The organism is Aquimarina sp. AU119 (assembly GCF_900312735.1).
Lineage (GTDB): Bacteria > Bacteroidota > Bacteroidia > Flavobacteriales > Flavobacteriaceae > Aquimarina > Aquimarina algiphila.
This window is the reverse complement of record NZ_OMPF01000024.1, coordinates 1-16,617: the sequence shown is the minus strand read 5'-3', so window position 1 is coordinate 16,617 and position 16,617 is coordinate 1. Positions and strand designations below refer to the sequence as shown.

Sequence of the window (16,617 nt, the reverse complement as noted above, 5' to 3'; positions counted from 1 at the left end):
CCTCGCGGCAACAAGGTTTTTTACGTTCAAACAAAATCAATTTATGAAATACCTCGCTGCAACGAGGCTAATATCTTTATATTATTGTATAATTTGATGTGAATCTTTATCAAAATTCACAGTATTTAAATCATAATTATCTTTCTTTAATAGTAGTATAGCTAATAGACTAAATAATAAATGAACAGTTGCACAATTTATATAATTTGCATCGAGCAAAAACAGTGCAAAAAACCCAAATAAAATAATAGCCGCCATTAGAGCTTTTCTTGTAAAGATTCCTAGAGTGATAAAAAATCCAATAATAAACTCTTCAAAAGGAACTAATGGAGCCAAACTCTCTATTATAGTCGTATCAAATACGGTAACATTACTAAAGTATCGATCTAATCGCTCTAAAAATTCTGAATATTTGATCACATTATATATACTATACAAGACCAAAAACATTCCAAAAGCTACCCTGATAACATGATATATAAAAATTTTATGTTTCATGCGGATTTGTGTTAAATTTTAAAATGCAAATTTAGATTCTAATTCAATTTTCATACTTGTATAATTTTATTTATAACTTGTACAAAGCGCCAACAACTCACTAGTTATCAACACACTCCAACGTTTTCGTTATAAAATACAAGTAAAAAAGAATTCTGATTTTATTGATTTTATTTTTGTAACTTTAAAATGTTAAAAAAATGTTATGAACCGTTATACCTTGCATGAGACTTTTGTGGTACATCAATATTCTATTGATGAATGGGAAGCAGAACCTCATAATCATAATTATTTTGAAATCATTTTTATCGATAAAGGAAATGGCTACCATACCATTAATGATATTAGATTTTCATATAAAGAAAATGATATTTTTTTATTAGCTCCAGAAGATACTCATCACTTCGAAATCGAAAAACGTACTAATTTCACATATTTTAAATTCACTGAGCTTTTATTTTCTGGTAAAATCAACTTACCCGATAGAAAATATTGGTTACAGCGTATTGAACAACTGCTTCATCATCCTAACATCATTCCCGGAGATGTTATATCTCATGAAGAAGACAGAAGCATTATTTGGGATATTCATAATGTTGTTTTGGAAGAATTTAAAAATGAAAAAATATATTACCAAGAGATTATCTCAAATGCAATAAGTACTATTTTAAGCATAATTGTTCGTAATATTTCTGAAAAATATAATTCTAATCATAGAGATGTTCCTGTTGGACATAGCAAAATTGATTTAATCTTAAGTCATATCAGACAACATGTTTATGATAATGATCTTACTAAGATAGGTTTTCTGGCTGATAAATTTAACATGTCCCAAAGCTCTATTAGCACTTATTTTAAAAGAAAAACAGGAGAGTCTATCCATCAGTATGTGACAAAATATAAAATGAAATTGGTAGAATATCGTTTACAACATACCGAATTTACCATTGCAGAAATTGCATATCAATTAGGATATACGGATGAGAGTCACCTTACTAAGACCTTCAAGAAACATTTTTCTATGTCCCCAAAACAATATCGTAAAGAAATCACTATTAGCTAGTGATCAACACAAACTCTTATTGTTTCTTTTTGTGTTCTCTAACCAAAAATTTCATTTAGAACCTTTGCTAATCGTATTCCTCCTTTTTGTAGTTGTTTACGTGCCAATGGGAAATAGTTATACATGTACTGATATCCTAACTTTTCACCTACTTCTGCTGAGTTATATACTTGTTTTGCTAACGCTTGCGATTCATGAACCCAATCCAAAACCGAACCATCCCGAATCGCTTCTAATTGAGTTTTAGACAACATATCTGTATTAACAGATAATTCTGTATAACTCATCCCGTAATGCTCTATCATCTCGCTGTCCCAAACCCGATGCAAGTTGGATCCATCTCTAAACCAACGCACCTGAATATCATTTCCACCCTTATCTTCTCCTCTACCTACATGAAGAGGTTGATGTAAATCTCCAATAAAATGCACTAACATTTTCAAATGAAATGCTGCATCTGCTTCAGATGATTGTTCATCTTTAAGTACCATAATACATTTTTCTATTCCTTGTACTAAATCTCCAAATTCGCTAGGGGTATCTTCTCCGTATTTTTTATCAAAAGAAAAATTGACATAATGCCATGGGCTATATCCTTTATATTTCTTATCACTTTTAATATCATCTGCAAAATTAGAAACCAAAGCTAAACTTTGTCCTTTTAGAAGCTTATTTATATTGCGTTTTGCTTTCTTACTTAAATATTTTTCTGCAATCTGACCTGTAGCTCGATGTCCTTTTTTACCCCAATCATATTCTGCAGAAAATCCAGAAGTAGTAATTATTAATAGAATAAGAAGTATCTTATATTGATGTTTCATGTATTGTTTATTGTTTTTAGTTCTTTGATAGGATAATTTGTATAGAAATTATTTTCGAAACCTCAAAAAATCACATCCATACTCATTTCATTATTTATAATTTTGAAGCAAAGATAAAAAAGGGTATGTTAGTGTTACGTTAAAAAATAATGAGATAATAACTCTTAGAATTGAAAACTATAAAAAAGCAATTTACCCAAATCAAAATATGCCACCCAGTTTATCGTTTCATTTATTAGTGTCAATTATAATAAACACTTATTTCTTATTTACCTCATAATAAATCTATGGAACCATGAAAAACAAAGTCTTTCTATTTCTTATCCTGATGACCTTTACCTGCATGGCTCAAGAGAAAGAATTTAATTCTGCAATAGTTAAAATAAACAAGTTTTTAGAAGGTTCTTTGGTAACCCCCTATTCTGATCAGGATGTCCCCTTGGTTATTTTTATAATGGATTCTGGTGCTATTAATAGAGATGGCAACGATAGAATGTCTAAAAATGATACATTTAAGCGATTGGCGTATGAATTAGCTAAGTCAGGAATAGCAACCTATCGATATGACAAAAGACTTTTTAGAATAGACGCTCTAGGCATCCGGGAGCATGAAATCTCTCTTGATCATTATATTGAAGATGCTAAATCTGTGGTGAACTATTTTACCAAAAACAAGAACTATAAGAAAATTATTCTTTTGGGTCATGGTCAAGGTTCACTAGTAGGAATGATAGCTGCTCAAACTAATGTTGATGGTTTCATTTCGATTGCTGGTAATGCTTTATCTATCGATCAGGTAATTATAGAACAAATAGCAAGACAAGCACCTGGATTAGATAAAAGTGCATCTGTAGCATTTAAGCAATTAAAAGAAAACGGAAGAGCTACAGGTTATGATCCTGCTCTAGAATCTATTTTTGGATATAATCTACAACCTTTTATGAGATCATGGATACAATATGATCCGTCAGAGGAAATTTCAAAATTAGAAATACCAATATTAATTATTCATGGAGATAAAGATATACAAGTAGAATTATCACAAGCAGAAAAATTAAAAGAATCTGCTCCCCAGGCAGAGTATACTATTGTAGAGAACATGAATCATATTTTAAAAGAAATTAAAGGAAATAGATTAGAAAATCATAAATCTTATAATGAATCCTGGCGAAAAATTATGCCCGAAGTTATCAGCAGTATCGCTAACTTTGTAAATCAATAGTGTATTAGAAAATTATTTAACCAAATCCCAAAACGCTTAATGCCACATCGCATTGTATTCTCTGATATTGATGGAACGTTATTAAACGCTGAAAGAGAACTTTCAGAATTCACGATTTCAGAAATTAAAAGAATTAAAGACACAATACCTGTAATACTGATTTCTTCTCGTATGCCCAGCGCAATGATTCACCTACAACAAGAATTAGATATTACAACAGAACCTATAATATGCTATAATGGTGGTTTAATCTTAGTTGATCATAAACCTATTCATTCAACTTTTATCACACCAGATATTATTGAAAAGCTTAATGATTTTAATAGCGAGCAAAAATTTCATATTAGTTTATATCACAATGACGATTGGTATGTTCCAAAAATGGATTTTTGGGCTAATCGAGAAGCAAATAATACAAAAGTCAATCCCACTGTAAAACCTACAAAAAGTGTAATTCGGGAATGGAAAGATCGTAATATAGGCGCACATAAAATTATGTGTATGGGTGAAGAAACTTACATTGACGAAGCGTATTTGTTTTTAGAACAAAATTTTGGAGATATATTACATCTCTATCGTTCTAAAGCTACATACATTGAAATAGCACATAAAAGTATTTCAAAACTAACAGCAATTGAAATTTTGCTCAACTCTCATTTTAATATCCCTATCGCAGATACAGTTGCATTTGGAGATAATTATAATGATATTGCTATGCTTAAAGCAGTAGGTACTGGTGTGGCTGTGGCAAATGCAAAACCAGAAACATTACAAATAGCAGATAGTATTACCCTTTCTGGAAAAGAAGATGGAGTAGCAACCTATATTAAAAAAAATATTCTATAACTGTGCAAAGAACGATTGAAAAAATAACAACACTAGTATTTGCATTTGCTATATTTAACCTGTCCTCGGGCTGTAAAACAACAGAGCAGCCTATAGCCCAAATAAATACTTTGCCCATTATTGCTTCAATAGATCTTATTAATGTAGTAGATGATAAAGTAAAAGTAGAAATCAAAGTAAACAATCTGGATGCAGATACTTTAAGCTACTATCTTCCAAAAATCGTTCCCGGGACTTATCAAAATAATAGCTATGGAAAATATGTTGAAGATTTCAAAGCCTATGATGCTTTAGGTAATCCAATATATACACAAAAATTTGGTGATAATCGTTGGAAAATAAATAATGCAAGTAAACTTAGCAAAATAACATATTGGGTCAATGATACTTTTGATTCTGAAACTACTCACGATGTTTTCTCGCCTACAGGTTCTAATATTTTGAAAGACAAAAATTTCATTTTAAATCTGTACGCATTCATTGGTTATTTTGATGGAATGAAAGAAAACAAATACAATTTATTTATAAAACACCCTGAATCTTTAAAGGCTTCTACTTCACTTGAAAAAAACATCATAAAAAATGCTGAAGCTAACCCAGCTTCAGATAAGATTGATTTCTTTAGTTTTGACCGATATGCAGAAGTTGCAGATCATCCAATTATGTATTCTAATGCAGAGAATACAGTTACATTTACTGTAAATGGAATAAACGTATTACTAAGCGTCTACTCTAATAATTCGACTCATAAAGCAGAGAGATTAATGCCCCAGATCGAACGTGTGATCAGGGCACAAAAGAATTTTCTTGGCAATATTAATTCGACCCAAAAATATAGTATTTTACTGTATCTTTCTTCTTCAAAATCAAATGATGCGAGAGGTTTTGGAGCATTAGAACACAATACATCTACAGTGGTTGTCCTTCCTGAGTCGCTTTCATATGATAGACTTAATAAATCCCTTACCGATGTCGTGTCACATGAGTTTTTTCATATTGTAACACCTTTGACTATACATTCTAAGGAAATTCGTGATTTTGATTATAATACACCTAAAATGTCTAAACATTTATGGCTATACGAGGGCACCACAGAATACTTCTCCCTATTATTTCAAATTTCGCAAGGCCTGATCTCCAAAGAAGACTTTTTTGAAAGGATCTATGAGAAAATAGAAGCTTCTAAAGCATTTGACAACACCATGTCTTTTACTACAATGAGTAAAAACATTCTTAAAGATCCGTATCGGAAAAATTATAGGAATGTATATGAAAAAGGCGCATTAATCTCTATGTGTATTGATATTATCATGCGCGAAAAAAGTAATGGTTCTTATGGTATATTAGATTTGATCAAAAGTCTATCGACTACATATGGTATTGATGTTCCATTTGATGATGATGAATTGATCAAAACCATAGAAAAAGTATCTTACCCAGAAATTAGTACATTTTTACAGCAACACGTTGTGGGAAACACTCCTATTGATTATGAATTCTATTTGAAAAAAGCTGGGGTAAAATACGGAATAAGAAATATCCCATCTTCCTATTTCATCTTTGAACAACAGCCATTTGTAACAGGATTGGAAGCGACCAAGGAAGTTATTTTTACTTCAGACACCCCTTTTAATAGTTTTTTAAAAGGGCTTGGAGTTACTCAAGGCGATGTTTTACTAAGTATTAATAAGAAAAAATATAAGCTTAAGAATATCTATGACTTATTTGGTGATTCTAATAAATGGAAAATAGGGGATCAAATAACGTTTAAGATCAAAAGGAATGAGGAGGTCATAATTCTTAAATCCAAAGTAATCGAACCTACTGTAGAAAAAATTATAATTGAGCTCAACCCAAACGCTTCTGAACAACAAAAAATAGTATTAAAGAAATGGATTAATGACTAAAAGTTATAATTTCTAAATTAATCTGTTTCATAAACAATATCATTTAAAATTAAATACCTCATAATGGAGAATTCACCTTTTTTTACAGATGACACTATTGTTTTTGGAATTATAATGCTTTGTTTAGGGTTGGTATTTTACACCTCTTCTATTAAAACAAAATTCTGGACCATATTCTATAAATTTGTTCCTACAGTGCTATTATGTTATTTACTTCCTGCAATTTTTAATTCATTAGGTATCATCTCTCCAGACTGGAAGGAATTAGATGCAAATGGAGGTTTAGTCGAAAAGTCTTCTAATGTATACTACATCGCCAGTAGATATTTGCTCCCTGCTTCATTGGTATTAATGACATTAAGTATAGATCTTAAAAGTATCTTTAACTTAGGTCCAAAAGCATTAATTATGTTCTTTACAGGAACAATTGGTATTATCATTGGAGGCCCTTTGGCTATACTACTCATCTCTATATTCTCTCCAGAAACTGTAGGTGGAGCAGGATTTGATGCAGTGTGGAGAGGTTTATCTACGCTTGCTGGCAGTTGGATTGGTGGTGGTGCTAACCAAGCGGCAATGCTAGAAATTTATGAATACAATCCCGACAAGTATGGAGGTATGGTATTAGTAGATATTGTGGTAGCTAATATATGGATGGCTATTCTATTAATTGGTATCGGAAAAAGTAATCGCATAGATCGTTGGTTAAAGGCAGACAATAGTGCTATTGAAGCTCTTAAACAAAAAGTATCAACTTATGCTGATAGTATTACAAGAAACCCATCCTTAACGGATTATATGATTATGCTTTCTATAGCATTTGTGACTGTAGGACTAGCACACTGGGGAGCTGACGGAATATCTAATCTCTTATCTAATAACTTTGAAATCTTTAATGATAGAACCTCTGCATTAGCATCATTCACTTCTAAATTTTTCTGGATGATTACAATTGCAACGGCTATTGGTATTGTATTATCATTTACCAAAGCCAAGGAATATGAAGGTGCAGGAGCTAGTAAATTAGGTAGTATTTGTATTTATATTTTGGTAGCTACAATTGGTATGAAAATGGATTTAGGTATGATTTTCGAAAACCCAGGACTTATTGCCATTGGTTTAGTGTGGATGACTATTCATGCTGTATTACTTATAGGTGTAGCCAAATTGATAAAAGCTCCCTACTTTTTCCTTGCAGTTGGTAGTCAGGCTAACGTGGGAGGAGCCGCTTCTGCTCCAGTAGTTGCCGCTGCATTTCATCCTTCATTAGCAACTGTTGGTGTACTATTAGCAGTTTTTGGATATGTAGTAGGTACTTATGGTGCTATTTTATGTACAATATTGATGCAAATCGCTTCTGGAAGTTAGTATTTCAATCTAAATTGTAGCATATTTGTGATCCCAATTAAAAAAACCAAAAAATTATAAATGAAGTATTTTTCGATCATATTATTTTCATTCATTTTCTTAATGAATTGTAGTTCTCCTAAAAAAGGAAACGTTACCATTACAGGTAATATAAAAGGGTTAAAAAAAGGTACTATTTACTTACAGAGAATCCAGGATACAATTTTAGTAAATATAGATTCTATTGTAATAGAAGGAAATTCTGAGTTTATGTTTACATCTGAAATAGAAGAACCAGAAATTCATTATCTATATCTTGACAAAGATGATGGAGCACAATATAATGACCGTATTGATTTCTTTGCAGAACCTGGAGAGATTACCATTACTACTTCTCTCAATGATTTTGAAAATGATATAAAAATAACTGGTGGTAAAAATCAGATGAAATTTCTTGAGTATAAAAAAATGCTTAAACGATTTAATGAACGAAATCTAAGGCTAATTAAAGAGGATTTTGAAGCTAGTAAGCAAAAAGACGAGGAAAAACTAATGGAAAATGATGAGGCATACAAAAAGTTAGTACGCCAAAAGTATCTATATACCATTAATTTTGCTGTAAACAACAGAAAACTAGAAGTAGCTCCTTATATAACGCTTAATGAGGTTTATGATGCTAATATAAAATTCTTGGATACTATTGCAAAATCACTAAGTCCAAAAGTAAAGAAATCACTTTATGGGAAGCAATTGATCAAATATATCAAAGATCGAAAAGCAAAAGAAGCATTGATTGAAGCTCAAAACGATTCATTAAAATAATAATCCAATTTAATTTCTGAAACCTTTTTTTAAGTAAATTTTATAAGTCTTTGTTATAAATTGTTAATTGAGGTATTCCAGTATCTCATTGATCACTTTTTTTCTTAATTTAACATTGAAACTTAAAACCTAAGAATCATGTTAAAAACCATTTTAAATTTAGAAGGAACAAAAAAACTGAAAAAGGATCAGCAAAAAGCCATTAATGGAGGTCTTAGACCAATACTTCGAAGATGTTGTGACCCGGCATTACAATGCTGTACAACAACTCATGTTGCATTAAACAACCCTAGTTGTGGAGCTACTTATACTCCAGGGTGTTCATATCACGCATCAAACGGTTGCTGTATTTAAAAAATGTTTAGAATTTCACTTTGTTTTTTTAACATTGAGTTTTCCTAAAACAGAGAAATCTAAAGATCAATCGGATAAAAAAAGTCCTGAATACATATATTCAGGACTTTTTTATATAGAACTAACCCTTCGACTATGCTCAGGATAGACTTCTCGTCCTCAAAAGCGGATAGTTTATTAATAAAAAAGTTCTAAACTTTTACATTTAGAACTTTATAGAGCCGATAGAGGGACTCGAACCCACGACCTGCTGATTACAAATCAGCTGCTCTAGCCAGCTGAGCTATATCGGCAAAAACGGTTGCAAATATAATTTCTACAACCGTTTTTACAAATATTTTTTAATAAAATTTTATAAAGAATTTACTTTTTCTACCAGAGCCTTAGCTGTTTTTTCTAAATCTTCTCGAAGCGATTTAAAATGTTTTGCTGGATTTTCAAGTTTACGTTCGTTTGCTCTTGCCATAAATCCATCAAATGACGTTATTGCTTCATCAATAATAGCCTCTCCTGATGCATTGTCTTTTCCAGGGTTATTTAGTTCCCACACATAAACTTCTTCTATAATATCTCCTAAAACGTAGTTTATATCTTTCTTAAGATCTCTTTTGTTTGCCATTTCAAATTTGTTTTATGCAAAATTAGTGTTTTCAATTTAATATCAGTTTGTAAAAACTCCTTTAGTGATTAAATTATCTCTTTTATGGACTACACTGCCATGATTTCTTTAATTTTGGCAATTGCTTTACCCAAATGCTTGGAAGCATTCATGCTATTAAATTTTAATTGTACTATTCCTTCTTTATCTATAACATAAGTTTCTCTTCCGGGTAACAGACCTAATAATTCTGATTTAACTCCAAAAAGTCTTTTTAATTTTCCTTTCGAATCTGATAAAAAAGTATAAGGAAGATTATATTTTTTCTTAAACCTTGTATGTGATTTTATTCCATCAGAGCTAACTCCAATTACTTCTGCTCCCAATGATTTAAAATCGGCATAACTATCCCTAAAATCACAAGCCTCCTTTGTACAACCTGGAGTGAAGTTTTTTGGATAAAAATAAATCACTACAGCTTCTTTACCTATTATGTCAGAACTCTGAAAATCTTCTCCATTATCTCTAACTGCACTAAATTCTGGAACCTTATCCCCTACTTTTAACCCCATAATTATTTACCATCATATATTACAAAATTACGAGGAGTTTCATATAATGTAACTTCCAAATCATATACTAAATTAATCTTGTTTCGTAGTCTATTCCATATTACAACAGCAATATTTTCTACGGTAGGGTTTGTATCTTTAAACTCTTCTACTTCTTCATTAAGATTTTTATGATCCATATACTCTTCAACCTCTGTTTTGATATAATCTTTAAGAATCTTAAGATCCATCAAATACCCTGTTTCTGGATCAATGTCACCTATTAATGCTACAATAAGTTCATAATTATGACCGTGGTATCTTGGATTACTGCATTTACCAAATACTTCAAGGTTTTTTTCATCACTCCAATCTTTTCTATACAGTCGATGTGCTGCATTAAAATGCGCTTTTCTACATGCTTTAATCCTCATAAGGTTATATGTGAGTAAAATTTTTCGAAAATAATTTTAAACCATTCTGTGTATACTTCAGGATGTTCTGAAATATCATGTTTTATGGCTTCAATAGGCATCCACTTCCAATCCGCAACTTCATCTGGATTAATAATAGGATCATCTTTATATTTTCCGATTAGTACATGATCGTATTCATGTTCTGTTAATCCATTATCGAAAGGCGCTTTATATATAAATGAAACAGAATCTTTTAACGCTGTAGTAAATCCCATTTCTTCTTGCAATCGCCGTATTCCTGCTTCGATATTACTTTCACCGTTCCTTTGATGACTACAACATGTATTTGTCCATAGTCCAGGTGAGTGATATTTATGAAGAGCTCTTTGCTGAAGCATTAATTCATTATTATCATTAATAATAAACACTGAAAAAGCTCTGTGTAATACTGCTTTTTGATGCGCTTCTAATTTGGGCATCAACCCAATTTGCTCGTCATTTTCGTTAACTAAAATAACTTTTTCTTCTTCTTTCATTGTATTTTATTACCCCAAAATTACGAAATCATACCTGTAATTCATAATCTATATGATATATCAAACCTAATTTGATAATTGATATACAATATAAAAAACGCCTTACAATAGTAAGACGTTTATATTACAAACAATAGGATAAAAGTTATAAATTATTTTACAATAATAAATTCACTTCGTCTATTTAACTGATATTCTTCTTTTTTACAATTAGTATCATTACCACAATCATTAATTGGTTTGGTTTCACCATATCCTTTACCGTCTAATCGATCAGATGATATTCCTTTACTGATCATATACTTCACTGTTGATTTTGCTCTTCTTTCTGATAAATCCAAATTGTATGCATCATCACCATGACTGTCTGTATGTGATCTTACTTCTATTTTCATCTCTGGATATTGATTCATGACTTCTATAACCTTTGCCAGTTCGATCGCGGCATCCTCTCGTACATAGTCTCCATCAAAATCAAAATAAATAGGTTTCAGAGATAAGACTTTTGCTAAATCATCGCCAATATCAGCCGATTTGATCTTCTTTTCTAAAGCAAGTGGGGTATCCAAAGTCTGTGTTTTATCCAAAGTATTCACAAGTTTCTCTAAAGTCACATATTCTTCTTTCTCGGCTCGTACAAAATATTTAGATGTACATTTTACAATTTGTGAATAAGCTGCATCATCACCAACCACAAAACTTTCAATAAGTGTGTTGTTATTATCATAAATAGAAACTTTAGTCCCTGGTAACAATTCATTAGTATCCTTATCAGTAACTAACCCTGCTATAGTAATCTCACAAAAATCTTTTAAATCCTCTGTCTGTACAAAACTATAGATATCATCTCCTCCTTTTCCTCCCTGACGATTAGATGCAAAATACCCTCTTTTTGAAATATCATTGACAATAAAGGTGAAATCATCTTTTGAACCATTTACAGGTTTTCCTATATTAACTACTAGTTTTTCTTCTTTAGTTTCTGGGTTAAGACGTGTAACAAATATATCCAAACCACCTAAACCAAGATGTCCATTTGATGAAAAGTAGAAATCATCGTTTACACTAATAAAAGGAAATGTTTCTTTACCTTCTGTATTTATTCTTTCTCCTAAGTTTTCTGGAGTACCAAAGCTACCATCTGCATTAATATCAACTTTATACAAATCAGACAATCCTTTACCTCCTGGCATGTCAGAAGAAAAATATAATGTCTTTTCATCCAAACTTAAAGTTGGGTGAGCAACAGAATACTCATCACTATTAAATGGTAAATTTTGTGGGGTAGTCCATCCTCCGTTTGAATTTTTATATGAACGATAGATTTTTAATTTATTCGTTCCTTTTTGATCTCTTCCAAACCTACCTTTTTCAAAATTGTTTCTTGTAAAATAAATAGTTCGCCCATCTTTTGTAAAAACTGGTGTTGACTCATGAAATTTCGAATTCAATTTTCCTCCGAACTTTTTTGCTTCAGAAAGTGTATTATTTACAGAATCGTATTCTGCTTCAAACAAATCCAGAAAAGCCTGATCATTCCATTGATGAACATTTTTATTAAAAACTAAAGTATCTCTAGAAGAGCTAAATACTATCTTTTTACCAAAAAAAGCAACTCCAAAATCAGAAAACAAGGAATTAACAGATGAGTTTTCTATCTCATATCTTCCAGATTGAAATTCAATTTTTTCCAGATAATCTGATCCATTTCTAAACAACTCAGCACGAAGATCAGTATCACTAAGCTCAGTAAATTTTTGCATATATTTATCTGAGTCTGTATATCTTTCTACACTTTTTAAGGTTTGTGCATATCTAAAGTAATATTCTGGTTCTACCTGGTCTGGATAAGAATCGACTAACTCTCCATACCATTTTAATGCTTCTTCAAATTGACTATTGAAATAATAGCTATCACCTAGATTCATAAAAAGATCTGCGCTTCTATATCCTTTTTTAACAACTTTAAGATATGTTTGCTGAGCATCAATATATTGATATCTATCATATTGACTTTTGGCTTTTTGCATTTTTTTCTCCTGAGAAATAAGAGTATTACTCACAAAAAAAAGAAATATAAAAACCAATATTGGTTTAAGTAAATATTTGACCATGATTTACTATTTACATTTAAAACGTCATTAAAAGAAACGTGGGGTTAACATTCTATTGTATTTTTTAAAGAGCTCGAATCGCAACATAACTTCATAACTTCCATCATTAAACTGTGTTTGCCCTAACTGTGTAGTTTCTCTATCGTATGCAAAACCTATCATCATTGAGTCAGATATTTGGAAACCAATTGTACCTGTTACTGCAGCACTCCATCGATATGCTGCTCCTAAGGTTAAACGATCATACAATAAAAAATTAGCAGAAAGATCTACTTGTAATGGCGCTCCAAAGACTAATTTAGTTAAAACAGCCGGTTTAAACTTAACATCTGGATTTATATCAAAAACATGACCTGCTATTAAATAATAATTTATTCTTTCCTCGGCTAAGAAACTTACCGCAGTACTATTACTATCTGTTGTACTCTCGTCAAAGTGATCTGTTTCTAAAAGGTTTGGAGCACTTAAACCAACATAAAAACGATCTGTATGATAGTAAACTCCAGCCCCTACATTAGGACTAAATTTATTGTCTATATTATTCTCAAACAAAGCATCATTACCATTAAACTGCGTTAATCGCTGAAAATCTACATTTAAAAGATGACCTCCTGCTTTTATTCCAAAACTTAGTTTACCAGTATCTGATGTTGGTATTGTATAAGAAAAGTCAATATCAAAATATGTTTCATCAGTTGGTCCAATTTCATCGTTTACTATAGATAACCCCAGACCTAAACGTTCGCTGTCTCCAATTGGAGTATTGAGAGTTAAGGTTTGTGTACGTGGGGCACCGTCTAAACCTACCCATTGACTTCTATGCAATCCCATTATACTAAGTACACCTCGGCTACCTGCGTATGCAGGATTAACACTAATAGTATTGTACATATACTGTGTATATTGTGCATCTTGTTGAGCACTAACGGTAGTCATGGAGAAACCAAAAGCCACCAGTATACATATTGTTAATAGTTTATTCATAAGTATTTAATTCGATTTAGGGAATAACAAATATATAATATTCCAAATACATTTATTTATTTATATAAAGGTAACCCGCTTTAGACTTACTTATTCCATTATTATTTTCATACTGTAGCACATAATAATAGGTTCCAACAGGCAGTTCTTCTTTTTCTCTTATTGTTGTTCTTCCTTCACTAATACCAACAAAATAACTAACACCTGGTTGTTCATAGCCATCGCGTTCAAACACCTTAACTCCCCAACGGTTAAATATTTGTAATGTGTTTTTTGGGAAATCCTCTAAGCCAATTATTCTAAATTCGTCATTAACACTATCCCCATTAGGACTAATTCCGGTATATATTACAATATCGTCTTCCAAATCGAATATATCACCAATCGGAGTAATAGTTTCATCTTCTGCATCCCCATCATTATCTAAGTCAATATCAGTATCATTTAATGGATCATCAGAAGCATCTATGACATCATTACCATTTATATCTTGCCCTGTTACAGTTGCCTGATTTGTCACACTCCCATTTAAGATATCCTCTTCTGTTAGAATATATACTCCTGTAAAAGTAGCTGTATCTGGTGCTTGCCCCACTGATAAGTCAATCGGTCCTCCTTCTATCACCACTCCTGGTAATGGATCTTCTAATATTATATTATTAATGTCCACATTTCCAGTATTTTCTACAGTAAATGTATATCTGATTTCATCTCCAACATTAGGTACTTCATCATCATTTGCATCTACATATACTCCTAACTTAGTTAATGCAAGGTTTGGTAATTGTTCTATTATGGTAATTGTTGGATCATTTGTCGGATCACCATCCCCATCTTCATCAATAGTTTCATCTCCACTATCTGATACATCTACAACATCATCATTACTTGGGTTTTGTCCAATTACCGTGGCACTATTAATTACCTCTCCTAAATTAATATCAGCTTGAGTAATTGCATAAGTTGCGGTTACCACTCCTATTTCATTAGGAGCTAATGTACTTGGTACAACCGGCAGATTTACACTTTGTGTCAAAACATCATCAATAACTATATTACTTATTATAGTATTTCCGGTATTTCTTACAGTAAATGTATATGTAATCACATCCCCTGCTAAAAACCCATCTGTTATCGCTGTTTTTATTAGAGACAATGAAGATGTTTCATCATTATCTATTATCGTTCCGGTACCTGTTGTACCCCCAACACTGAGGGTATAGGTCTCATCAGCCTCATCAATGGTATCCTCTTCTCCGCCATTCGTTACTGTAAAGCTCGTTACCCCGGCTGGGATAATAACGCCATCTCCGGCAACATTGAGTGTTACTCCATTACTAAAAGTAGGTGGAGTATCGTAATCTGCAGTCACAGTAGCCGTAACATCAGTAATGCTAAACGGGAAGTTAGTCACACTTGAACTCCCATTACTTAAAGTAACGGTATGCACTAAGTCAGTGCCTTCCGTCTCTGATTCGCTAGTCACACTGGCAATGGTTGGAACTCCATCATTATCTTCTATCGTTCCGGTACCGGTTGTACCCCCAACACTGAGGGTATAGGTCTCATCAGCCTCATCAATGGTATCTTCTTCTCCGCCATTCGTTACTGTAAAGCTCGTTACTCCAGTTGGGATAATAACTCCATCTCCGGCAACATTAAGTGTTACACCATTACTAAAAGTAGGTGGAGTATCATAATCAGCTGTCACTGTAGCCGTAACATCTGTAATGCTAAACGGGAAGTTAGTCACACTTGAACTCCCATTACTTAAAGTAACCGTATGTACTAAGTCAGTACCTTCGGTCTCTGATTCGCTAGTCACACTGGCAATAGTCGGTGCATTATCATTATCTTCTATCGTTCCGGTACCTGTTGTTCCCCCAACACTGAGGGTATAGGTCTCATCAGCCTCATCAATGGTATCTTCTTCTCCGCCATTCGTTACTGTAAAGCTCGTTACTCCAGTTGGGATAATAACTCCATCTCCGGCAACATTAAGTGTTACACCATTACTAAAAGTAGGTGGGGTATCATAATCAGCTGTCACTGTAGCCGTAACATCTGTAATGCTAAACGGGAAGTTAGTCACACTTGAACTCCCATTACTTAAAGTAACCGTATGTACTAAGTCAGTACCTTCGGTCTCTGATTCGCTAGTCACACTGGCAATAGTCGGTGCATTATCATTATCTTCTATCGTTCCGGTACCTGTTGTTCCCCCAACACTGAGGGTATAGGTCTCATCAGCCTCATCAATGGTATCTTCTTCTCCGCCATTCGTTACTGTAAAGCTCGTTACTCCAGTTGGGATAATAACTCCATCTCCGGCAACATTAAGTGTTACACCATTACTAAAAGTAGGTGGGGTATCATAATCAGCTGTCACTGTAGCCGTAACATCAGTAATGCTAAACGGGAAGTTAGTGATACTTGAACTCCCATTACTTAAGGTAACCGTATGCACTAAGTCAGTGCCTTCGGTCTCTGATTCGCTAGTCACACTAGCAATAGTCGGTGCGTTATCATTATCTTCTA

16 protein-coding genes and 1 tRNA gene are annotated in these 16,617 nt (G+C 32.5%); 7 read left to right on the top strand and 10 right to left on the bottom strand.

Annotation, left to right across the window (positions count from 1 at the left end; genetic code table 11):
• Positions 1–81 precede the first annotated feature (81 nt).
• Positions 82–498: a hypothetical protein gene (locus DK442_RS21480; RefSeq protein ID WP_109437978.1), complete on the bottom strand. Its 417-nt coding sequence runs from the start codon at positions 496–498 to the stop codon at positions 82–84.
• Between the two features lie 205 nt (positions 499–703).
• Here DK442_RS21480 and DK442_RS21475 point away from each other — a divergent pair, with 205 nt between their 5' ends.
• Positions 704–1,561, top strand: coding sequence for an AraC family transcriptional regulator (locus tag DK442_RS21475; RefSeq protein WP_109437977.1), 858 nt, complete (start codon positions 704–706; stop codon positions 1,559–1,561).
• A gap of 38 nt (positions 1,562–1,599) precedes the next feature.
• Here DK442_RS21475 and DK442_RS21470 read toward each other — a convergent pair whose 3' ends face one another.
• The gene (locus DK442_RS21470; protein ID WP_109437976.1) at positions 1,600–2,382 is read right to left on the bottom strand and encodes a S1/P1 nuclease; all 783 of its coding nucleotides are present in this window, start codon (positions 2,380–2,382) and stop codon (positions 1,600–1,602) included.
• A gap of 295 nt (positions 2,383–2,677) precedes the next feature.
• Between DK442_RS21470 and DK442_RS21465 the strand changes: the two genes are divergently transcribed.
• From DK442_RS21465 to DK442_RS21440, 6 genes are all read left to right on the top strand, one after another.
• Positions 2,678–3,604: an alpha/beta hydrolase gene (locus DK442_RS21465; protein ID WP_109437975.1), complete on the top strand. Its 927-nt coding sequence runs from the start codon at positions 2,678–2,680 to the stop codon at positions 3,602–3,604.
• A gap of 39 nt (positions 3,605–3,643) precedes the next feature.
• Entirely contained in the window at positions 3,644–4,450 is an 807-nt protein-coding gene (locus tag DK442_RS21460) for a Cof-type HAD-IIB family hydrolase (RefSeq protein WP_109437974.1), read from the top strand.
• A 2-nt stretch (positions 4,451–4,452) separates the two neighbouring features.
• On the top strand, positions 4,453–6,357 hold the full coding sequence (locus DK442_RS21455) for a peptidase M61 (protein ID WP_109437973.1): 1,905 nt from the start codon (positions 4,453–4,455) through the stop codon (positions 6,355–6,357).
• Between the two features lie 63 nt (positions 6,358–6,420).
• Complete coding sequence (locus DK442_RS21450; protein WP_109437972.1) at positions 6,421–7,725, top strand: DUF819 domain-containing protein; 1,305 nt, start codon at positions 6,421–6,423, stop codon at positions 7,723–7,725.
• A gap of 60 nt (positions 7,726–7,785) precedes the next feature.
• The gene (locus DK442_RS21445; protein WP_109437971.1) at positions 7,786–8,526 is read left to right on the top strand and encodes a DUF4369 domain-containing protein; all 741 of its coding nucleotides are present in this window, start codon (positions 7,786–7,788) and stop codon (positions 8,524–8,526) included.
• A 138-nt stretch (positions 8,527–8,664) separates the two neighbouring features.
• A complete protein-coding gene (locus tag DK442_RS21440) occupies positions 8,665–8,880 on the top strand; it encodes a hypothetical protein (protein ID WP_109437970.1) in 216 nt (71 codons plus the stop codon).
• 219 nt (positions 8,881–9,099) lie between these two features.
• Here DK442_RS21440 and DK442_RS21435 read toward each other — a convergent pair.
• The 8 genes from DK442_RS21435 to DK442_RS21400 form a co-directional block, all read right to left on the bottom strand.
• Positions 9,100–9,173, bottom strand: a tRNA-Thr gene (locus DK442_RS21435).
• A 59-nt stretch (positions 9,174–9,232) separates the two neighbouring features.
• Positions 9,233–9,499: a hypothetical protein gene (locus tag DK442_RS21430; protein WP_109437969.1), complete on the bottom strand. Its 267-nt coding sequence runs from the start codon at positions 9,497–9,499 to the stop codon at positions 9,233–9,235.
• Positions 9,500–9,588: 89 nt separating this feature from the next.
• Positions 9,589–10,050: a peroxiredoxin gene (locus tag DK442_RS21425; protein ID WP_109437968.1), complete on the bottom strand. Its 462-nt coding sequence runs from the start codon at positions 10,048–10,050 to the stop codon at positions 9,589–9,591.
• Between the two features lie 2 nt (positions 10,051–10,052).
• Positions 10,053–10,463: a 6-carboxytetrahydropterin synthase gene (locus tag DK442_RS21420; protein ID WP_109437967.1), complete on the bottom strand. Its 411-nt coding sequence runs from the start codon at positions 10,461–10,463 to the stop codon at positions 10,053–10,055.
• The gene (idi, locus tag DK442_RS21415; protein WP_109437966.1) at positions 10,460–10,981 is read right to left on the bottom strand and encodes an isopentenyl-diphosphate Delta-isomerase; all 522 of its coding nucleotides are present in this window, start codon (positions 10,979–10,981) and stop codon (positions 10,460–10,462) included. Before idi ends, DK442_RS21420 begins: the two co-directional genes overlap by 4 nt.
• A 152-nt stretch (positions 10,982–11,133) precedes the next feature.
• Positions 11,134–13,095 carry an OmpA family protein gene (locus tag DK442_RS21410; protein ID WP_109437965.1) on the bottom strand — a complete coding sequence of 654 codons (1,962 nt, stop codon included), beginning with the start codon at positions 13,093–13,095 and terminating at the stop codon, positions 11,134–11,136.
• A gap of 27 nt (positions 13,096–13,122) precedes the next feature.
• The gene (locus tag DK442_RS21405) at positions 13,123–14,079 is read right to left on the bottom strand and encodes a type IX secretion system membrane protein PorP/SprF (protein WP_109437964.1); all 957 of its coding nucleotides are present in this window, start codon (positions 14,077–14,079) and stop codon (positions 13,123–13,125) included.
• Between the two features lie 52 nt (positions 14,080–14,131).
• Positions 14,132–16,617, bottom strand: a 2,486-nt coding sequence (locus DK442_RS21400) for a gliding motility-associated C-terminal domain-containing protein (RefSeq protein WP_160114289.1), incomplete at its 5' end; no start/stop codon positions are given.